The organism is Luteimonas chenhongjianii (assembly GCF_002327105.1).
Taxonomy (GTDB): domain Bacteria; phylum Pseudomonadota; class Gammaproteobacteria; order Xanthomonadales; family Xanthomonadaceae; genus Luteimonas; species Luteimonas chenhongjianii.
On sequence record NZ_CP023406.1, the window covers coordinates 2,446,387 to 2,466,303 of the forward strand.

General features: G+C 67.2%; 19 protein-coding genes and 1 pseudogene. 6 read left to right on the forward strand and 14 right to left on the reverse strand.

The features are described from left to right. Positions 1 to 55: 55 nt before the first annotated feature. From CNR27_RS11130 to CNR27_RS11180, 11 genes are all read right to left on the reverse strand, one after another. Positions 56 to 496, reverse strand: coding sequence for a protein tyrosine phosphatase family protein (locus CNR27_RS11130; protein ID WP_245815611.1), 441 nt, complete (start codon positions 494 to 496; stop codon positions 56 to 58). A 210-nt stretch (positions 497 to 706) separates the two neighbouring features. Then, entirely contained in the window at positions 707 to 3,805 is a 3,099-nt protein-coding gene (locus CNR27_RS11135) for a type I restriction endonuclease subunit R (protein WP_096298788.1), read from the reverse strand. Then, positions 3,802 to 4,986, reverse strand: coding sequence for a Fic family protein (locus CNR27_RS11140; RefSeq protein ID WP_096298790.1), 1,185 nt, complete (start codon positions 4,984 to 4,986; stop codon positions 3,802 to 3,804). Before CNR27_RS11140 ends, CNR27_RS11135 begins: the two co-directional genes overlap by 4 nt. Before the next feature lie 285 nt (positions 4,987 to 5,271). Continuing rightward, on the reverse strand, positions 5,272 to 6,207 hold the full coding sequence (locus tag CNR27_RS11145) for a GIY-YIG nuclease family protein (protein WP_096298792.1): 936 nt from the start codon (positions 6,205 to 6,207) through the stop codon (positions 5,272 to 5,274). Positions 6,208 to 6,209: 2 nt separating this feature from the next. Beyond that, positions 6,210 to 6,983 (reverse strand): hypothetical protein, encoded by a 774-nt coding sequence (locus tag CNR27_RS11150; RefSeq protein WP_096298794.1) that lies wholly within the window; start codon positions 6,981 to 6,983, stop codon positions 6,210 to 6,212. Further along, positions 6,983 to 8,281: a restriction endonuclease subunit S gene (locus CNR27_RS11155; protein ID WP_096298796.1), complete on the reverse strand. Its 1,299-nt coding sequence runs from the start codon at positions 8,279 to 8,281 to the stop codon at positions 6,983 to 6,985. Before CNR27_RS11155 ends, CNR27_RS11150 begins: the two co-directional genes overlap by 1 nt. Beyond that, positions 8,278 to 10,125 carry a type I restriction-modification system subunit M gene (locus CNR27_RS11160; protein WP_096298798.1) on the reverse strand — a complete coding sequence of 616 codons (1,848 nt, stop codon included), beginning with the start codon at positions 10,123 to 10,125 and terminating at the stop codon, positions 8,278 to 8,280. Before CNR27_RS11160 ends, CNR27_RS11155 begins: the two co-directional genes overlap by 4 nt. An 82-nt stretch (positions 10,126 to 10,207) precedes the next feature. Further along, the gene (locus CNR27_RS11165; protein WP_096298800.1) at positions 10,208 to 10,516 is read right to left on the reverse strand and encodes a type II toxin-antitoxin system RelE/ParE family toxin; all 309 of its coding nucleotides are present in this window, start codon (positions 10,514 to 10,516) and stop codon (positions 10,208 to 10,210) included. Beyond that, entirely contained in the window at positions 10,513 to 10,788 is a 276-nt protein-coding gene (locus tag CNR27_RS11170; RefSeq protein ID WP_096298802.1) for a YlcI/YnfO family protein, read from the reverse strand. The genes CNR27_RS11165 and CNR27_RS11170 overlap by 4 nt, the downstream gene beginning before the upstream one ends. A 302-nt stretch (positions 10,789 to 11,090) precedes the next feature. Further along, the gene (locus tag CNR27_RS11175; RefSeq protein WP_096298804.1) at positions 11,091 to 12,377 is read right to left on the reverse strand and encodes an arsenic transporter; all 1,287 of its coding nucleotides are present in this window, start codon (positions 12,375 to 12,377) and stop codon (positions 11,091 to 11,093) included. Positions 12,378 to 12,380: 3 nt separating this feature from the next. Next, a complete protein-coding gene (locus CNR27_RS11180) occupies positions 12,381 to 12,728 on the reverse strand; it encodes an ArsR/SmtB family transcription factor (RefSeq protein WP_096298806.1) in 348 nt (115 codons plus the stop codon). A 55-nt stretch (positions 12,729 to 12,783) separates the two neighbouring features. Between CNR27_RS11180 and CNR27_RS15760 the strand changes: the two are divergent. Next, a pseudogene (locus tag CNR27_RS15760) lies at positions 12,784 to 12,985 on the forward strand (NADPH-dependent FMN reductase); the annotation flags it as partial. A 521-nt stretch (positions 12,986 to 13,506) separates the two neighbouring features. On the opposite strand, the gene CNR27_RS11190 reads toward CNR27_RS15760, so the two are convergent. Together CNR27_RS11190 and CNR27_RS11195 are read right to left on the reverse strand one after the other, a co-directional pair. Then, the gene (locus tag CNR27_RS11190; protein WP_222843097.1) at positions 13,507 to 15,585 is read right to left on the reverse strand and encodes a M3 family metallopeptidase; all 2,079 of its coding nucleotides are present in this window, start codon (positions 15,583 to 15,585) and stop codon (positions 13,507 to 13,509) included. A gap of 354 nt (positions 15,586 to 15,939) precedes the next feature. After that, positions 15,940 to 16,290, reverse strand: a complete 351-nt coding sequence (locus tag CNR27_RS11195; RefSeq protein ID WP_096298809.1) for an ArsR/SmtB family transcription factor — start codon at positions 16,288 to 16,290, stop codon at positions 15,940 to 15,942. Positions 16,291 to 16,307: 17 nt separating this feature from the next. Here CNR27_RS11195 and arsH point away from each other — a divergent pair, with 17 nt between their 5' ends. Together arsH and arsC are read left to right on the forward strand one after the other, a co-directional pair. Next, the gene (gene arsH, locus CNR27_RS11200; RefSeq protein WP_096298811.1) at positions 16,308 to 17,048 is read left to right on the forward strand and encodes an arsenical resistance protein ArsH; all 741 of its coding nucleotides are present in this window, start codon (positions 16,308 to 16,310) and stop codon (positions 17,046 to 17,048) included. A 7-nt stretch (positions 17,049 to 17,055) separates the two neighbouring features. Further along, positions 17,056 to 17,460, forward strand: coding sequence for an arsenate reductase (glutaredoxin) (gene arsC, locus CNR27_RS11205; protein WP_096298813.1), 405 nt, complete (start codon positions 17,056 to 17,058; stop codon positions 17,458 to 17,460). A 245-nt stretch (positions 17,461 to 17,705) separates the two neighbouring features. On the opposite strand, the gene CNR27_RS11210 is transcribed toward arsC, so the two are convergent. Further along, complete coding sequence (locus tag CNR27_RS11210) at positions 17,706 to 18,053, reverse strand: ArsR/SmtB family transcription factor (protein WP_245815612.1); 348 nt, start codon at positions 18,051 to 18,053, stop codon at positions 17,706 to 17,708. 76 nt (positions 18,054 to 18,129) lie between these two features. Here CNR27_RS11210 and CNR27_RS11215 point away from each other — a divergent pair, with 76 nt between their 5' ends. Genes CNR27_RS11215 through CNR27_RS11225 form a run of 3 tightly spaced genes read left to right on the forward strand, consistent with a single transcriptional unit; the run spans position 18,130 to position 19,837 of the window. After that, positions 18,130 to 19,002 carry an MBL fold metallo-hydrolase gene (locus tag CNR27_RS11215; protein WP_096298817.1) on the forward strand — a complete coding sequence of 291 codons (873 nt, stop codon included), beginning with the start codon at positions 18,130 to 18,132 and terminating at the stop codon, positions 19,000 to 19,002. Beyond that, a complete protein-coding gene (locus tag CNR27_RS11220; protein ID WP_096298819.1) occupies positions 18,999 to 19,424 on the forward strand; it encodes a YeeE/YedE family protein in 426 nt (141 codons plus the stop codon). The genes CNR27_RS11215 and CNR27_RS11220 overlap by 4 nt, the downstream gene beginning before the upstream one ends. Then, positions 19,421 to 19,837, forward strand: coding sequence for a DUF6691 family protein (locus CNR27_RS11225; protein ID WP_096298821.1), 417 nt, complete (start codon positions 19,421 to 19,423; stop codon positions 19,835 to 19,837). Before CNR27_RS11220 ends, CNR27_RS11225 begins: the two co-directional genes overlap by 4 nt. The last annotated feature ends 80 nt before the right edge of the window (positions 19,838 to 19,917 follow it).

Sequence of the window (19,917 nt, forward strand, 5' to 3'; positions counted from 1 at the left end):
CCTCAGCCCGCAGCGTCACAGCCGCCGCGCCGTCGCCATCGCGTGCGTCGGCCTGTCAGCGCTCGCGTGAAAGGCGCCCGCGCACCTCGCCTTCCAGCCCGCGCAGGCCCCAGCGCCGGCCTTCCTCCACCGCGGCCTCCTCGTCGGCACCGTGCAGCCAGGCCGCCCGCAGCGCCGCCAGCGCACCGACGCGATTGCCGCTTCCGCAGTGCACCAGCGTCGGCCCGTCGGCGGCCTGCAGCAGCCGGTCGAAGGCCACCACCGCATCGCGGTCCAGATCACCCGCCCCGGCAATGGGCAAGGCGTCGTAGCCCATCCCTGCCGCGCGCACCGAAGCGGCCTCGTCGAAGCCGGGCGTCTCCGCAGCCGGCGCCAGGTTGATCACGTGGCGGATGCCCGCCGCTCGCAGCGCCGGCAGATCGTCGGCGCTGATCCGGCCCCCGCTGTGGATGCCAGCGACCGGCGTGGCAAAGCGTTCGAGTACGGGAGATTGCATGGTCGTCACCTCGTCGTGGGTGGGTGCGGCCCGCCCGTCTTCAGGCGCGGCGCAGGCGGTGGACGCGAGGACCAGCGCGATTGCGGCCCCAAAACGGAGACGTGCTGGAGTGGATCGGATGGTCATCGAAAGCTCCGCCCTTTCTGTCGTGAACCAAAACCACCCCGGCGCCTGATTTCGGTCTGTTGACCCATCAGCTGACCGCAGAACCTAGCCCGTCCGAATCTCCGGACTCGAACGAGCCCGCAACATCTCATACAACTGCCCAGGGCCAAGCAGGATGTCTTTCAGGCCGTCCTGCACCCTGTCGGAGTTCAATGTCTGACTGCCCAGCGACGTGAATCTTTCCAACGCGTCCATGACTGCGCTAACGAGTGCGGGCGTGAGGTCAGGCGAGTTTGCGAATTGCAGCTTGCTGTTGTGCCCCGCCTGTATGCCGAGTCGATCGTTCTCAAGCATCTGATCCCGGACGCTCTCGACGAACCGCAACTGGTCCTCATCACTGAGCTGCCCCTCGAACAGGCCGTTGACCCGCTCGATGATCTCGCGCAGGTAGGCCTGTTCCTTCTCCTGCACACGTCCGCTACCCACCGCGTCCACGGGGGCCAGCGGGTAGCTGCCCCCGGAATCGAGGTTGAGCGCCTGGAGCCCTCGGCTGCGCAGGGTGTGATGGGTCAGTGCCACCTTCGACAGGTCCACGGTGTCGCGCTCACGGCCGAATTCCAGCAGCGGCAGCAGGCGCCGGTAGAACAGGAAGCGTTTTTCGATTGCGGTATTGCCGTAGTCGAACATCTGCGACAGGAAGGCATACAGCCGCACGAACGCGCCCATGTCACCCTTGAACAGCACCAGCGCGTCCAGCGCGTCCTTGGCCTCGGCAGCAGCGGCGTTATCGCCGGATGTTTCGGCAGCGCCCCGGGCCTGTGCAGCTGCCTTGTAGCGCTTGAGCAGGCGGTCAGCGACGGGCTGCAATGCCGCGGCCAGTTGCGACTGCTTCGCCTGCGGGTCCAGCTCCACTTTCGCCACCCGTTCGACCTCGAAATCGTCGTAATGGCCGGCGGCATCCAGCTTCGCGCGCAGGTCGTAGACCAGGTTCGGATCGGTCGTGGCTTCCAGTTCCGCGGTTTCGTAGTAGGTGCGGAATGCCGCGAGGATCTCGCCGGTGTCGTTCTGGAAATCGAGGATGTAGGTCGTGTCCTTGCCCGGATGCGCCCGGTTGAGACGCGACAGCGTCTGCACCGCCTGGATCCCGCCGAGCTTCTTGTCCACGTACATGCCGCACAGCAGCGGCTGGTCGAAGCCGGTCTGGAACTTGTTGGCCACCAGCAGCAGGTGGTAGTCCGGCCCGGCGAAGGCCTCGCGGATGTCGCGCCCCTTGAGCCCCGGGTTGAGCAGCGCGTTCGATTCGGTCACCGGTTCGGGATAGCTCTCGGAATCGTCGATCTCGCCGGAAAACGCCACCAGCACGCCCAGCGGATAGCCCTGACGCTCGAGATAGGCGCGGATCGCCTTCTGCCAGCGCACCGCTTCGCGCCGCGAGCCCACCACCACCATCGCCTTGGCCCGGCCGTCGAGCAGCGGCTGCACGTTCTCGCGGTAGTGCTCCACCACGATCTGCACCTTGGCGGCGATGTTGTAGGGGTGCAGGCGAACCCACTGCATGATTCCCTTCATCGCCGTCGAGCGCTCGACCTCGGTGTTGTCGAACTCCTGCCCGTCGTGCGCCAGGCGGAACGCCAGGCTGTAGGGCGTGTAGTTCTTCAGCACGTCGAGGATGAAGCGCTCTTCGATCGCCTGGCGCATCGAGTACACATGGAACGGCTGTGGCAGCCCGTCAGGCCCGGGCCTGCCGAAGATCTCCAGCGTCTTGCCCTTCGGAGTTGCGGTGAAGGCGACATAAGTCAGTGAGGCGCTGCGTGCGCCCATCTGTGCATTGAGTAACGTCTCAGCGTCGATCTCGCCGCCGTCCTGCAGTTCGGCCCATTCCTGGGCACTGAGAAACTTCTTCAGGTCGGCCGCCGACTGCCCCGTCTGCGAGCTGTGCGCCTCGTCGGCAATCACCGCGAAGCGCTTGCCTTCGGTGGCAGCCAGCTCCTGCACGGTCTTCAACGCGACGGGGAAGGTCTGGATGGTGCAGACGATGATCTTCTTGCCAGCCTTCAGCGCCTCGCCCAGCTGCGCGCTCTTGCTGCCGTGTTCGCCGGTGATGGTGGCCACTACGCCGGTGGTCCGCTCGAAGTCGAAGATTGCCTCCTGCAGCTGCGCATCCAGCACGGCACGGTCGCTCACCACCAGCACGCTGTCGAACACCTTGGCATTGGCCGCATCGTGCAGATCGGCCAGGAAGTGCGCCGTCCACGCGATGGAGTTGGTCTTGCCCGAGCCTGCCGAATGCTGGATCAGGTAGCGCTGCCCTGCCCCGTTCGCGCGCACATCGGCCACCAGCTTCCGGGTCGCGTCGAGCTGGTGGTAACGCGGGAAGATCACCGTCTTGAGCCGCTTCTTCTCGTCGCGCTTGCCGATCAGGTAGCGGCCGAGGATTTCCAGCCAGCTGTCGCGCGCCCACACTTCTTCCCACAGATAACGGGTGGCGAAGCCGCCCGGATCCGGCGCATTGCCCGCGCCGCCGCCGTTGCCGCGGTTGAAGGGCAGGAAGAACGTGTCCGTGCCGGCCAGCCGCGTGGTCATCATCACCTCGGCCTGGCTCACCGCGAAGTGCACCAGCGCACCGCCCGGGAACGACAGCAGGAGCTCGGGCACGCCGCCCTTGGGATGCGGATTGCGGTCCAGCCGATACTGGTCCACCGCATCGCCCACGCTCTGGGTGAAATCGGATTTCAGCTCGGCCGTCGCCACCGCGATTCCGTTGACGAACAGCACCAGGTCCATGCAGTCGTTCGGACGATTGGGCGAGTGCTTGACCTGCCGCACCACGCGCAGGCGATTTGCCGCGTGGTGCTGTTCGATGACGGTATTGATCGAAAGCGCCGGGCGGAACTGCACCAAGGTCAGCGGGCGCTTGAGCCCCACCATCTCCACGCCCCGGCGCAACACGTCCAGCGTGCCGCGCTCGTCGAGGTTCTTGCGGATGCGCTCCGCCAGCCGCGCCGTGGCCTGGGGCCCATGGGTCTTCGCAAGTGCCTCCCAGCTCTCCGGCTGCGTGGCCTGCAGCCAGGCCACGAGGTCCGGCAGGTAGAGCGCGCTCGGCCGGTCGTAGTGCGCGGCGTCGCCGTCCGCGTACAGCCAACCATTGGCGGCGAGGTGTTCGCAGATCTCGCGTTCGAAGTGGTGTTCCTGGTGCAGATTCATAAGCTGGCCTCCCCCTCGGCCACGACATCATCCGTAAACAGTCGCACATACGGTTCGTAGCGGAACCGGCGGTTCCGCGCGAAGCCGGTCATCTCCATCAATATCCCCAGATCCGCCAGGCGCGCGACCAGCATGTTGGCAGCGGGATAAGTGGTACCAGTCATCGCCCGCACGTCCGACACCGTGACGATCGGGCGGTCATACAGGCTCTCCAACACCCGATGCCCGTTGCCGGCAGCGCGCCCCAGTCCATCCGTGATTGCAAGCCGGTGCTGCTCGCGCAACAGCTGGATCCTGCGCGCGGTTTCAGCCGCTTCGCCCGCCACCTCCACCACGCCGTGCAGGAAGAACTGCAGCCAGTCCTCCCATGCCCCGCGATCGCGAACCGCTTGAAGATGGTCGTAGTAGGCCTGCCGGTGCCGGCGGAAATAATGGGACAGGTACAGCACGGGCTTGTGCAGCACGCCGCATTCGGTCAGCAGGAAGGTGATCAGCAGCCGTCCAACGCGGCCATTCCCGTCAAGAAACGGATGGATGGTCTCGAACTGCACATGCGCCAGGGCAATCCTCACAAGCGCGGGCAGATCGTCCTCCGCATGCAGGAAGCGTTCCAGCTCACTCAGCGCCTGGGGCACATCCTCATGCGGGGGTGGCACAAAACTCGCCGTTGCGAGAGTGCAGCCGGCCGGGCCGATCCAGTTCTGGCTGCGACGCAGCTCGCCGGGCTGCAGCCGTCCGCCTCGAACCCCGTCCAGCAACACCCCATGGATCTCGCGGATCAGGCGGACCGAGACCGGCAACGTCTGCAGCCGGGCCAGCCCATGTTTCATCGCGCGGACGTAATTGACCACCTCGTCCACATCGCGCGGCATGGTCTCGTCGAACAGATCGGCTTCGGCCGCCAGCAGATCCTGCAGCGAACTCTGCGTGCCCTCGATCTGGCTGGAGAGCACGGCCTCCTTGCGCACGTACATGAAGACGAACAGATCGGGGTTCGGCAGGGTCAGTACCGAACCATCCAGTCGCCCGAGCGCGCGGTCGGCCTGCGACAGCAGTCCCTGCAATGACCCGGTCAGGGTGAGTGCGGGTTCGGGCGGCAGGGGTGCGGGGAAGAACGCGCTGTACCCGGTGGGTTGGCGCAGGTAACGGCCCGCGCGCGTGGATTCGACCTGCTGGGGCATACGCAATCCTGGGGTGCGCACGGAGCCGGAGTCCGCCCATGCGATAGGCTGCGTTTACTATATCGGCCGCGTCGCGCTGTGTTCAAGGCAGGCTTGTACAAACATCAAACGCCGCAGGGGGCGCATTCGCAATTCGCGAATTGCGAATGGCTGCTCGCAGTGACGTCATCCGGAGCGCCTCGGCGCTTGGCCGCATCGCGTCGTCGATCCGTTAGGCGGGCTCGACAGGCCGCGCCTACCCCTGGACCTGCCGCCGGGGTAAGAGCCGAGGCACAGCGTTGCAGGTCAGGACGCAGCCTCAGCACCAAGTTCCAAGGGCTTCACCTCATGCTCCCAGAGCGGCACGCCCGCCTCGTCCCGCCATTCCAGCGGACCGTTCGCCGTTCGCCCAAGCACACAGGCTGCCGCCGCACTCGGTGACTTGAACAAGGTGTCGCGCACGAACACGAGGCGTCGCCCATCGGTCCGCAATGCGTCCTGCTGGATCAACTGTTCGCGCAGGCGGAAATAGCCCGTCGACTGGAACGACGCAACCGCCTCGGCCCGACCGGTAGAACCGGCCAGCACGACAAATCCCTCGTTCGTGTAAACCCCGCGGGCGTCCGCATCCGGCCCCGTGCAGATGTATCGCCTCAGTTCCGGCCCCGCATTCGGGGCGCCGTCCGGCGCATCAGGCTGGTACGGACCATCCTGCGCATCGGTCACCGCTCGCCGGGCGACGGGATCGAACACCGGATAGCCCAGTGTCGAAAGCAGCACCCGGATCGTCTCGTGGATTTCCGTGCAGTCCGCAAGCAGCGGTGCCGGCGTATGCGGCTTCGCACCCGAGTTGCCGTTCTCCAGCACGAAGCGTTCGGCATCCCGCGTCTTCTGGATCGACAGCCATTCCAGATAGCTGGCGTGGGTGTTGGTCAGGCTGTTGGTCAGCGACAGCGCGATCACCACGCGGTTCCAGAAGTCCCGTCCCGCGTTGTGCTGCGACAGGCGCATCCGCAAGGATCCTGTCTGGCCCACGTAGACCTTCATCTGTCCGGTGGCTTCGTCGTCGCCGAACAGGAAGTACACACCCACCTGGTCGGGCTCCGGCATCTTGAGGAACTCACCCAGCAGGCTCCGCGGCACCTCGATGACGCGGACAATGCGGGTTGGAATCTCCGCCACGCGAATCCCCTGGGGATCGCCGGCAGGAAGGAAGATCTGGATCGTCTGCGGGTGGGCCATGGCTACGCTCCCAACAGTTTGCTGACAACGTTGACCAGAACGCCCTGCCCGAAACCGAGCGCGGGGCGGTACACGCGGGCGAAGGCGCCCGCCGGCGGATCGAGCTGTGGCAGATAGACCTCGCAGTCCGTCTTGAACTGAAAGTGGCGCGCCAGGTGCCACAGCTCGGCGGCCATGGCTCCTTCGCTGGCGCCCGTGCCATGCAGTCGTACATAGCGCTCGAGCGCAAGCGCGGCGAGCTGGCCGCCGTCCACCTCCGTGGCGCGCGTGGTGTCTCCCTGCCAGTGCACGCACACGGTGCCGCGCGCTTCGTCCCACTCCGATTCGTCCACCGGCAGTACCAGCGTGCCGTCCTGCAGGGATCGCGCGCACCACACACCGTCGCGGTCTTCGTGTGTGTAGAGCGGCATCAGATTGGCGAGGAAGCCGACCACGGCCACACCCTTGCCGTCGCGTGGCGCGGCCAGCGTGGACAGCCACGCTTGCAGCCGTGGCGACAACGACACGCGATCGCGCTTGTTGAAGGAAATCGTGGTCTGCTTTCCATTCGCACGGTAGCCGGTGCAGGCGAGGTTCGGTTCCTGCCTGGCCAGGCGGCGCAGGAACTCGGCAGCGGGAACGAAGCCCTTGTGGTCTGCGCCGCGCTCGTTGTGCAGATACAGCATCGGCACGCCGTCACGGCGGGTGATGCGAGGACACACCACTTCCTCGGGCGCGTCGGTGCGGTATTCGATATCCGCAAGACGGCCGTCGACGAACAGATCTTCGGCACGCATCACGCGGCCGCTTCGCTCACCAGACCGCGCACGTCGATCTGGCCGGTGACGGCGGCGGAGATGAGGGCGCTGCGGCGTTCAGCTAGAAGGTCGATGGCCCGCACCGTTGCAGTCTGGATCAGGTCAAGCTTGCTGCTCTGGTCTTCAACAGAAGAACAAATCCTATCCTGCTCTGTAAACGGTGGCACTGGAATCTGCAACGCGGCCAACATTTCGCAATTCATCGCGGCCTGATTGCCTCCTCGACCAGCCTCCCTCAGCCACTGATAGACGGCTCGAAAGACATAGAAAAGGTACTCCCCTTTCAAGCGAGGCCCAACACAAATGGCCGCAAGATTCTGATTGATCGCAGCGGGAATCCGCAGAATGGCGGGCATTCCTCTCGTTCGCCCTTGTCCGATAAGTCCGATCACGATCGTGCCCACGGGAAGCAGCCGCAACGAGTTCTCGTTCAACCCTCTTGTAGTGATGAACTCGGACGCTTCGGTGATCTCGACTTGATTGACTTCGCCAGACGCGAGCCAAGGGATATCACCCTCCTCCCAATACTCTGGGACTGCGCGACTGGGTGTCGTGCCGTTTTCAACCTGCCCATAAAGACCAAGCTTGGCAACCGACCAATGCGCCGGCACTTCGCCCAGCCAGGCAATGCCGGAGTCCTTCATCGGGACGTTGAGGTCGAGGCCGCGGGTGACGGCGTGGGAGATGGTGGCCTGGCGCTTCTCGGCCAACAGGGCCAGCAGCTTCTCCTGCTCGGCGATCAGCGCGTCGATCGTGGCCGTTTCGCGGTCGAGGAATTCGGTAATGGTTGCTTGCTCCGCAATCTCTGGAACGGCCAGAGAAATATTTCGCATCTCTGAGTAATTGGTACTCCAAAGGTCAGCGACGATCCCTTTGCCGAAACGGTAGTACTCCTCTTGAAATGGAACACTCCGGAACAAGTGGTGCGCGAAACGGGCGGCGAGTCCTCCCGTCGGCTTGAGAACTGTGTTGATAAGGGAGACTGAACCATCCAGCTTGCTAGCGCCTGATGAGCCTTTGCGATCGGACCGACTGTTGATGACGAAGTCATCTGCCCGAACGAGCTTTCTATTGTCGCCGTCATCGGTCTTCGCAGCAGTGTCAAGCTGCGGAACGATGCCATTCTTAGTGACAGACAGTGGCGGAAAGTCTTTACTGACCTTCTCTCGCCTCTCCGCGAAAAAGTGGCCAAGTCTGCGTACGTCCCAATGAGCTGGAACATATCCAAGCCACTCCACCCCACTGTCCTTGTACTCGGGATACCTCGGCAGACTCATTCCGCCATCTCCCCCAGCATCCGCATGATCTTGGCGGTCACGGCTTTCAGCTCGGCGTCGATGACCTCCAACGGACGCGGCGGCTCGAACACATAGAAGTGGCGGTTGAACGGAATCTCGTAGCCGATCTTCGTCCTGGCCTCGTCGATCCACGCATCCGGCGCATGCGGCAGCACTTCGCGCGCGAAGTACGCCTCGATGTCCTCGCCCAGCGGCACGTTCTCGGTATCGCGCATTGAACTGTCCGGCTGCGGCTTGCCCTTCTGCTTGCCCTTAAGCCCGAGCACGATTTCGCCGGCGTCATCGCGCAGCGGGCGCTCGACGGTAATCGTGGTGTAGCCGAAGTCCTCGTTGCGGAAGATGCGGCTGATCGGCACCCGCTTGAGCCGGCCGCCTTCGGGCGCTGCGGGCACGTCGTCGATACCGGTGACGATGCGCTGCTCCAGCTCGCGGCCCTCGGCATCGAGCACGGTGATGCGCTCGGCCTCGGTGAAGCCGCCAAACAGGCGGGTGACGAGGGCGATGTCGTCGTCGCCCATTTCGCGGCGCTTGCTGCCCAGGCTCTTGCGCATCTTGCGCCAGAAGCTGCTGGCGTCGATCAGCTGCACCTGGCCACGGCGGTCGTCATCCTTCTTGTTGCTGACGATCCACACATAGGTGGCAATGCCGGTGTTGTAGAACATGTCCGTCGGCAGGCCGATGATGGCCTCGACCAGATCGTTCTCCAGCAGATAGCGGCGGATCTCGCTCTCTCCGCTCCCCGCCCCGCCGGTGAACAGCGGCGAGCCGTTGAGCACGATGCCGAAGCGGCTGCCGCCCTCGCCGTTGACCACCGGCGACATCTTCGCCACCAGGTGCAGCAGGAACAGCATGGAGCCGTCGGACACGCGCGGCAGGCCGGGGCCGAAGCGGCCATCGAAGCCTTGTCGTTCGTGCTCGGCGCGCACGATTTTCTCGACCTTCTTCCACTCCACGCCGAAGGGCGGATTGGAGAGCATGTAGTCGAAGCGGCGGCCGGCATGGCCGTCGTCGCTGAGCGTGTTGCCGGGCGCCATGTTCTCCACCGGCTGGCCGCGGATCAGCATGTCGGCCTTGCAGATGGCGTAGGACTCGTCGTTGAGCTCCTGGCCGAACAGGGTGAGGCGCGCGGCCGGGTTGTGCGCCAGCAGGTGCTCGGCGGCCACCGACAGCATGCCGCCGGTGCCGGCCGTGGGGTCATACACGGTGCGCACCACGGCGTTGCCGGGCGAGAGTACGTCGTCGTCCTCGATGAAGATCAGGTTGACCATCAGCCGGATGACTTCGCGCGGGGTGAAGTGCTCACCGGCGGTCTCGTTGGAGAGCTCGGCGAACTTGCGGATCAGCTCCTCGAACACATGCCCCATCTGCGCGTTGTCCACGCGGTCCGGATGCAGGTCTATGGCGGCGAACTTCTCAACGACCAGATACAGCAGCCCGGCCTTGGCCAGGCGCTCGACCTGGGCATGGAAATCGAAGCGCTCGAAGATATCGCGCGCCTCGGGCGAGAAGCCCTGCACGTAGGCATACAGGTTCTCGCGGATGTGGTCCTGGTCACCCGCCAGCGTGGGCAGATCCAGCTTGGAGGTGTTGTAGAAGCCCGCGGTGCCGACGATGCGCTTGAGGAAGGGATCGGGATTGAGGCCCGCGGCGGCCTTCTTCGCCCCCTCGGCGAGCACCTTGGCCTTGGTCGGCGCCAGCACGCAGTCCAGGCGACGCAGCACGGTGAACGGCAGGATGACCCGGCCGTATTCGGATTGCTTGTAGTCGCCGCGCAGCAGATCGGCGACAGACCAGATGAAGGCGGAAAGAGCTTGTTGGTTCAACGTGAGTCCCTTGGGATGCGACGTGAGGGATCTGCGGCCCTCTTCGCCGTGATGTGGCGATGGATCAGTGAGTGATGCGGGATCAGTGGTAGTCGCCTTCACGCTGATGCCTGACCGCCAGCACGGTCACCGTGCTGGCATCCTCCACCTCGAACAGCAGCACGTAGCCACTGGCCCCGAAGCCGATGACGAGTTCGCGCAGGAAGGGGTCGTTGGCGGTGGCCTTGCGGCAGCTGAGCGGCGCCACTTCGAGGACCGTCACCGCGTCGCGGATGGACTGCAGCGCGCGCTCGGCCAGCGCGAAATCGCTCTCGCTGCGTTCGAGCAGCCAGTCGTACAGGCGCTCCAGGTCTTGCTGCGCTTCTTCCGTGAAGCGGACGCGGAAGCTCATGCAGGCCGGGCCTTCCTGCGGGCCTGCTCAAGCCGCTGCGCGAGACCGTCGATGACCTCGCCGGCATCGACGTAGCGCCCATGCGCCTGTGCGTCGCCGCGTGAGGCGAGCCCGCGCGCGATGAAGGCTTCCTGCTGGCGACGCAGCTCGACCTGGACCCGCACGGAATGCTCGACAAAGCTGGACAGGCTTTCGCCTTCCAGCAGCACGGCTTCGGCGGCTTCGCGCAGTTCCGGCTCGACCCGCAGGGACGGGAGGGTGGCGGTCTTCATGCTGGCACCTTGCGTTGCATTTGCAACGCATGATGGCGGAAACGGCCGTGCCGGTAAACCCGGCGTCAATGGGAGTGCCGCGGCGTCCCCCAGTCCTCGGGCACCGCTCGGGCATCTAGCTCCAGCAGAGGGCGACCCACTCGGTCAACGACGAGCATCGGGTTCGGTTCGCTTACTGCGTAGCTTGCAGACCCGCCCGGCTCGCGGCCGCCGCCCTTCCCCGCCGCCCGAACTTCCCACCATCCGCTCTCGCCATCACGCATTGCATCGGGATCTGGCTATGACCGGAGGCGCGCTCCCACTCACCCCATACCCAACCGCACCACCAGCGCCACCAGCGTTACCACCAGCACCGGCAGGGTCAGCACGACGCCCACCCTGAAGTAATAGGCCCAGCCGATGCGGATGCCCTTGCGTGCCAGCACGTGCAGCCACAGCAGGGTGGCGAGGCTGCCGATCGGGGTGAACTTGGGGCCGAGGTCGCTGCCGATGACGTTGGCGTAGATCATCGCTTCGCGCACCACGCCCTCGGCCTGGCTGGCGTCGATGGACAGGGCGCCCACCAGCACGGTGGGCATGTTGTTCATCACCGAGGACAGCAGCGCGGTGAGCAGGCCCGTGCCCAGCGTGGCGGCCCACAGGCCGTGGCCGGCGAAGGCGTCGAGCAGCCCGGCGAGGTGGTCGGTGAGGCCTTGGTTGCGCAGGCCGTACACCACCAGGTACATGCCCAGCGAGAACACCACCACCTGCCACGGCGCTTCGCGCAGCACCTTGCGCGTGGGGATGACGTGACCGCGCGCGGCCACGCCCAGCAGCACCAGCGCGCCGGCGCCGGCCACGGCGCTGATCGGCACGCCCACCCGTTCCAGCCCGAAGAAGCCCAGCAGCAGCATTGCCAGCACGCCCCAGCCAGCGTTGAAGGTGGTGCGGTCGAGGATGGCCGCTTTCGGGTCCTTGAGCTGGGTGACGTCGTAGGTGGCCGGGATCTCGCGGCGGAAGAACCACAGGAGCATCAGCAAGGTGGCGGCCACCGAGACCAGGTTCACCGGCACCATCACCGAGGCGTATTCGGCAAAACCGATGCCGAAGTAGTCCGCGGAGACGATGTTGACCAGGTTGGACACCACCAGCGGCAGGCTGGCGGTATCGGCGATGAAGCCGGCCGCCATCACGAAGGCCAGCGTGGCGGCGGGACTGAAGCGCAGCGCCAGCAGCATGGCGATGACGATCGGGGTGAGGATGAGCGCGGCGCCGTCGTTGGCGAACAGCGCCGCCACCGCCGCGCCCAGCAGCACCAGCAGCACGAACAGCGCGCGCCCCCTGCCCCGGCCCCAGCGCGCGACGTGCAGCGCGGCCCATTCGAAGAAGCCGGCCTCGTCCAGCAGCAGGCTGATGAGGATCACGGCGACGAAGGTGAGCGTGGCGTTCCAGACGATGCCCCAGACGGTGGGGATGTCGGCCAGCCCCACCACGCCGGTGAGGAGCGCCAGCACCGCGCCGAAGCTTGCACTCCAGCCCACGCCCAGGCCACGCGGCTGCCAGATCACCAGCACGATGGTGACCACGAAGATCGCAAGCGCCAGCAGCATGGGTCAGGCCTTCCGCGCCGGCGCGCGTCTGTTGGAGGTGGGTGTGGCGGGCGCGCAGCGGCCGGTATCGCCACCGCAGCAGTTGCGGGTGAGGAATTCCAGCAGGCCGTTCATGGCGTCGAAGTCGGCGCGGTAGGAAATGTTGCGGCCGTGCGCCTCGCCATCGATCAGCCCGGCGGCGGCGAGCTCCTTGAGGTGGAACGACAGCGTCGCCCCGGGCAGCGACAGCGCCTCGGCGATCTGCCCGGGCGTGCGCCCATCGGGGCCGGCCTCCACCAGCTGGCGGAAGATCGACAGGCGGGTGACATGGCCCAGCGCGGAAAGCGCGGCGCTTGCGTCGTTCAGTTCCATGTTTCTAGAATAATCGAACGAATTTCGAACGCGCAATCACCGCGGTTCCCGGCGCCTGCCCAACAGCGTCCCCGCCGCGCTCGAGGGGCCGGATGCCGCCCGCCTCGGTGTCGACAGCGGCCACCCGCCGCGGATCCTGGCCCTCTACGGCTCGCTGCGCCCGCAGTCCTACAGCCGCAAGCTGGCGCTGGAAGGCGAATGCCTGCTGCGCCACTTCGGTGCCGAGACGCAGGCGTTCGATCCGCGCGCGCTTCCCGTGCAGGGCAGTTGCGAGGCGGACCATCCGATCTGCGAGGGGCCTGTGGCGGTGGTGATCTACGCCACCGCCCAGAGCGGCACGCTGCCACTGCGGGCGGTGGGCACGCGCAGTTGGCCGAGCAGTGCCACGGCGGACAGCAGGCGCCTCAGACCGTAGCCTCAGCGGCGCACACCCTTCGGGGCTGCGGCAGCAGATCGGCCGCGACGCGGCGGCGCCGCCCACACAGCGCGCGTCCAGCCCCACGGTGCGAACGTCCAGTTCCGCGCAGATGGCGGCGGTGCCGTCGCTGCAGTTGTCCAGCGCCACCATGCACGCGCGGGGCACGGCGTCGAATGCCACCGGCTGCTTTCGATCGCGGCCATGTCGACTGCTTGCCAGTGCGGATCGAGCACGCGTACGTAGGCCTGCGCCGTCAGCGGGTTTGCCCGCAGCGCGGGGGCGTGTCCGGCGCGCGGCCACGGTGAAAAAAAAAGCGACCCGGTCACCCGGGTCGCCTTCATTACCGCAACAGCTGATGGATCACTTCAGACCGCGATTCCGCAGCAGCGCTTCCGCCGTGGGCATGCGACCGCGGAAGGCCTTGTAGCTCTCGGCCGGGTCGCGGGTGTTGCCGACCTCGTACACCTCGCGGCGCAGCTTGGCCGCCAGCTCGGGGTCGAACACGTTGCCGGCTTCCTTGAACGCGTCGAAGCCGTCGGCGTCCATCGCCTCCGCCCAGGTGTAGGCGTAATAGCTGGCCGAATAGCCGCCATCGAAGATGTGGCTGAAGTGCGGCAGGCGGTGGCGCATGCCGATCTGCTCGGGCACGCCCAGCTCACGCAGCTGCGCGGCTTCCCACTCGCCGGCGTCGAAATCGGCCGGCAGTTCGGTCAGCTGGTGCAGGCGCATGTCGAGGATGGCCGACGACAGCTGCTGGATGGTGGAGAAGCCCTGGTTGAAGGTCTGGGCCTTGAGCAGGGACTCCAGCATTTCCTTGGGCATCGGCTCGCCGGCCGCGTTGCGGGCATGGGCCTGCAGGATGGTCGGCTCGGTGATCCAGTGCTCGTAGACCTGCGACGGGAATTCGACGAAATCGCGCGACACCGCCGTACCCGACAGGCTCGGGTAATGCGCGGTCGACAGCATGCCGTGCAGGCCATGGCCGAATTCGTGGAACAGGGTCTGCGCCTCGTCCAGCGAGATCAGCGCGCGCTCGCCGGCGGCGGGCGGCGTGATGTTCTGGTTGTTGACCACGATCGGGGTGTCACCCAGCAACCCGTTCGGCACGCGGATGCTGTTCATCCAGGCACCGGGACGCTTGGTGGGACGGGCGAACCAGTCGGCATAGAACAGGCCGACCTTGCGGCCGTCCGCCTCGCGGATCTCGAACACGCGCACGCCGTCGGCATAGACCGGGATGTCGGTGCGCTCGTGCGCGGTGAGGCCGAACAGCTTCTGCGTGGTCTCGAACATCGCGTCGACGATGCCGTCCAGCGGCATGTACTGCTTGACCTGCGCCTCGTCGAGTGCGAAGCGCTGGCTGCGCACCTGCTCGGCGTAGTAGCGCCAGTCCCAGGGCTGGACGTCGGTGATGCCGTCCTTCGCGGCCAGGGCCTGGATGTCGGCCAGTTCCTCGTTGGCACGCACCAGCGCCGGCTGGTAGACGCCCATCAGCAGTTCCATCGCCGCGTCCGGGGTCTTGGCCATGGAGTCCGCGAGGACGAAGTCGGCGTGGGTGTCCGCGCCCATCAGCTTGGCGCGCTCGATACGCAGCTCCACCAGGCGCTTGATCTCCGCGCTGGTGTTGTTGGCGTTGTCGTTGTCGCCGCGGAAGCTGAAGGCGCGCCAGATCTTCTCGCGTGCATCGCGGTTGGGCGCGGCGGTCAGGAACGGCTCGGCGGCCGAACGCGTGGCCGGGAACAGGTACTGGCCCGGCTTGCCGGCGGCTTCCGCGGCAGCGGCGGCGGTGCTCAGCTGGTCGGCCGGCAGGCCTTCCACTTCGGCGGCGCTCAGGAAGACGTCATTGGCCTTCTGGTCCGCCAGCAGCTTCTGGCCGAACTGCACGCCGAGGTTGGCGAGCTCTTCGTTGATGGCGGCAACACGGGCGCGCGCATCAGCCGGGAGCGCGGCACCGGCACGCACGAAGCGCTTGTGGGTCTGCTCCAGCAGGCGGTTCTGCTCGGGGGTGAGGCCCAGCTCGGCGCGCTGCTTGTAGAGCGTGTCCACGCGCTGGAACAGCGCCTGGTCGAGCATGGTCTCGTTCGACAGCCGGGCCAGCTTCGGCGCGATGGCCTTCTGGATGGCCTGGTTGGCCGGCGTGGCATCCGCGGAGGCCACGGTGAAGAAGGTGCTGGAGACGCGCGACAGCTCGCGGCCGGCGCGTTCCATGGCCTCGATGGTGTTCTCGAAGGTCGGCGCGGTCTTGTCGTTGGCGATGCGCTGGCTCTGCGCGCGGGCCTCGGCGATGGCCAGGTCGAACGCGGGCTCGTAATGCTCCGGGCGGATGCGGTCATACGGCGGCACGCCGTCGGGGGTGCTCCAGGCGCCCAGCAGCGGATTGGCGGTCTGCTCGGCGCGCTGGGCGGCGGACTGCGCTGCGCTCGGCAGGCTTGTGCTCATCAGGGTGACCGCGATCGCGGCGGAAAGAACGCACGTACGAAGAATCATGAATCCGGCTCCAGACATTTGTCATGTAACTCTATTACAACGGGCATCGCTTCGGCATTCCTGGTGTGAATGCGCGCGATATGGGGGGTCGAGGGCGGCGCAGACTGGGGCGTGCGGTTGCCGGAGCGCTCCCGGCGATGAACGGTCCCAGGCACCTGGGTCACCCGGGCGGAAGCGGAGGTGGACTGCGGAGGCGGCACCGCGCCGGCCGTTCGCCAGTGCCGCGCTCCAACCCGCTCGCGCCACGCCGGTGCCAACCCCCGGATCGATGGCGACGACGAGGTCGCAGGCGGTCCAACACTCCGCTCAGGCCTTCAGCCCCGGCGCGCGCGTGCCCGGGCCGGCCGCGGCGTCAGCCACGCATCGATCGGCGTCAGCGCCGCAGCAGTTGCGGGTGAGGAATTCGATCAAGCCGTTCATGGCGGCGAAATCGGCGCGATAGCAGATGCTCCGGCCCTGTGCCTCGGCCCCGATCAGCCCGGCGGCTGAGAGCTCCTTGAGGTGGAACGACAGTGTCGCCCCGGGCAGCGCCAGTGCTTCGGCGATCTGCCCCGGCGTGCGGCCACTGGGGCCGGCCTCGACGAGCTGCCGGAAAACCGACAGACGGGTCATATGCCCGAGTGCCGAAAGCGCAGCGCTTGCGTCGTTAAGTTCCATTTTTCTAGAATAGTCGAATGAATTTCGAACGCGCAATCACCGCAACCCCCGACGACCTGCCCAACATCGTGCCCGCTGCCTCCGAGGTGCCGGATGCCGGCCGCCTCGGGGTGGCTGGCGGCCATCCGCCGCGGATCCTGATCCTCTACGGCTCGCTGCGCCCGGAGTCCTACAGCCGCAAGCTGGCGCTGGAGGCCGAACGCCTGCTCCGCCACTTCGGCGCCGAGACGCGCGTGTTCGATCCGCGGGATCTGCCCGTGCAGGGCAGCTGCGAGCCGGATCACCCGAAGGTGCAGGAACTGCGTGCGCTGGCCATGTGGTCCGAGGGCCAGGTGTGGGTGAGCCCGGAGCGCCACGGCACCCTCACCGCGGTGTTCAAGAACCAGATCGACTGGCTGCCGCTGGAAGAAGGCGGCATGCGCCCGACCCAGGGCCGCACGCTGGCGGTGATGCAGGTCAGTGGTGGCTCGCAGTCGTTCAACGCGGTCAACGCGATGCGCGTGCTCGGGCGCTGGATGCGCATGGTCACCATCCCCAACCAGTCGTCGGTGCCCAAGGCCTGGCAGGAATTCGACGAGGCCGGGCGCATGAAGCCCTCGGCCCTCTACGACCGCGTGGTCGACGTGATGGAGGAGCTGGTGAAGTTCACCCTGCTGGTGCGCGGCCACAGCGACTACCTGACCAGCCGCTACAGCGAGCGCAAGGGTGACCTCGCCGCGGCAACCCTTGCCGCTGCCGCCACTTCCACCGAGACCTGAGGCCCCCATGGACGCGACCATCTTCCACAACCCTGCCTGCGGCACCTCGCGCAACACGCTGGCGCTGATCCGCCATGCCGGCATCGAGCCGACGGTGATCGAGTACCTGCGTGATCCCCCGCTGCGCGGGCAGCTCAGCGCGATGATCGCGGCCGCCGGCATCGGCGTGCGCGACGCGCTGCGCCGCAAGGGCACGCCCTACGACGCGCTTGGTCTGGATGATCCGGCGCTGACCGACGACCAGCTGCTCGACGCGATGCTGGCCCACCCGGTGCTGATCAACCGCCCGTTCGTGGTGACCGACAGCGGCACCCGGCTCTGCCGGCCATCGGAGGTGGTGCTGGAGATCCTGCCGCCGCTGACGCAGCCCTTCACCAAGGAAGACGGCGAGGTGGTCGGCGCGACGGGCTGACCGCAGCCCGGCGGGATCGCAGCCGCCGCGTACGTGCCGCGGCCGTGGCCCACGCCTGTACGTCACGCTGGACCAGTGCCTGCGTGAGCCGGGCATGCACAACGTGGGCGGCATCGCCCTGCCCGACGGCGCTGACCTGCCTGCGCGGCCGGCTCAGCTTCGGAAGGGCGACCCGCTTCCGCGATCCGGCTTCCAGCGTCGCTGGAGCGATGGCGGCGACGGACAGCTGCTGATGTCAGCTGCGGTCATGCGGCAGAGGGGCCGTGGCCGCAATAGGCCGCATGCAGCGCCTCGAGCACGCCCAGGGCCGGGCCGTCGGCGAGCGAGTAGTGGATCGACTGGGCCTCGCGCCGGGTGTGGACCAGCGCCATCTCGCGCAGCACCGCCAGGTGCTGCGACAGCGCGGACGCCCCCAGCCCGGTGGCCGGCTGCAGCTCGCCCACCGTGCGCTCGCCTTCCACCAGCTGGCACAGCACCAGCAGCCGCGCCGGGTGGGCCAGCGCCTTGAGCAGCGCGGCCGCCTCGCTTGCGTGGGCGGCCATGTCGGGCAACGCGACATCGGCATGGGCTGGCGTGGTGGCGGAGCTTGGCATCGGCGGCGGGCTCGCTTGACAGGTGGTGGCGGGCATCACTACTTTAGACTTTACTAAATTAGATGGGAAGCCCGGGATGAACCCCCTGGTGGAGAGCTTCTACGATCCACCCACGGCCACCTTCTCGCACGTGGTGTACGACCGCGAGGGCGGGCATGCGGCCATCGTCGATCCGGTGATGGACTTCGATCCGGCCAGCGCGCACACGGTGTTCGACTCGGCGCAGCGGCTGCTCGACTTCGTGGCGCAGCGGCGCCTCGCGGTCGAATGGATCCTCGAGACCCATGCCCATGCCGACCACCTCTCCGCAGCCGCCTGGCTGCGTGACAGGACCGGCGCGAAGGTCGCCATCGGCCGTGGCATCTGCGGGGTGCAAGCGCAGTTCAAGACGGTGTTCGGCCTGGAGGATTCGTTCCCCGTCGACGGGCGCCAGTTCGACCACCTGTTCGCCGACGGCGACACCTTCGCCATCGGCGACCTGTCCGGGCGCGTGATCGCCACCCCCGGCCACACCGCCGACAGCCTGAGCTACGTGATCGGCGATGCGGCCTTCATCGGCGACACCATGTTCGCGCCCGACACCGGCACCGCGCGCGCGGACTTTCCGGGCGGCGATGCGGCCACGCTGTACCGCTCGATCCGCCGGCTGTTCGCGCTGCCGGGCGAGACCCGCGTGTTCCTGTGCCACGACTACCCGCCCGACGGCCGCGCGCCGCGCGCCCAGACCACGATCGCCGCCCAGCGCGAGCACAACGTGCACCTGGGCGGCGAAGTGGCGGAAGAGGCCTTCGTGCGCATGCGCGAGGCGCGCGATGCCGGGCTCCCCGTCCCCAGGCTCATCCTCCCGGCGCTGCAGGTCAACATCCGTGGCGGCGACCTGCCGCCGCCGGAGTCCAACGGCGTGCGCTACCTGCGCCTGCCGCTCGACCAGTTCGGAGATCCAGCATGACCACGACTTGGCTGCTCGCACTCGCGGGCGGCGTACTGATCGGCCTCGCCGCCACGTTGCTGCTGTGGCTCAACGGACGCGTGGCCGGCGTCAGCGGCATCCTGGGCGGCGTGCTGTTTCCGGTTCGCGGTGAAGTGGCCTGGCGGATCGCGTTCCTCGCCGGGCTGGTGATCGCTGGCGGGGCGGCGATCGCGCTGCTGCCGGGCATCGCCACGCCGCGCACGGGCTTCCCGCCCGTATTGCTGATCGCGGCGGGCCTGCTGGTGGGTTTCGGCGCCAGCATGGGCAACGGCTGCACCAGCGGGCACGGCGTCTGCGGCCTGGGCCGGCTGTCGAAGCGCTCGCTGGCGGCGGTGCTGACCTTCATGGCGACAGCGGTGGTCACGACCTGGCTGGTGCGCCATGTGTGGGGCTGGGCATGAAGCGCATCCTCGCCGCCGCTCTCGCCTCAGGCGCGCTGTTCGGCGTGGGTCTGGCGCTGTCGGGCATGACCGATGCGCGGCGCATCCTCGGCTTCCTCGACGTCACCGGAGATTTCGACCCCACCCTCGCCTTCGTGCTCGGCGGCGCGGTCGCCACGACCCTGCTGCTGTTCCGCCCGGTGCTGCGGCGCGGGCACCCGCTGTTCGCAGACGGCTTCCGCCTGCCGGAATCGAGCCGGATCGACGCCCGCCTGCTGACCGGCGCGGGGCTGTTCGGGATCGGCTGGGGTCTGGCCGGTTACTGTCCCGGCCCGGCCTTGGCGGGCCTGGGCGCGGGCTCGAGCGAAGCGTTGTGGTTCGTGCCGGCAATGATCGTGGGGATCGTGCTGCAACGGATGCTCGCCCGCCGTTGAGAACCACAGGCCGGGGCTCCTCAGGGTGCTTCGGCGCTGGGACAACGCGCAGCCTCGCCGACACCGCGGCAGCGACGCTT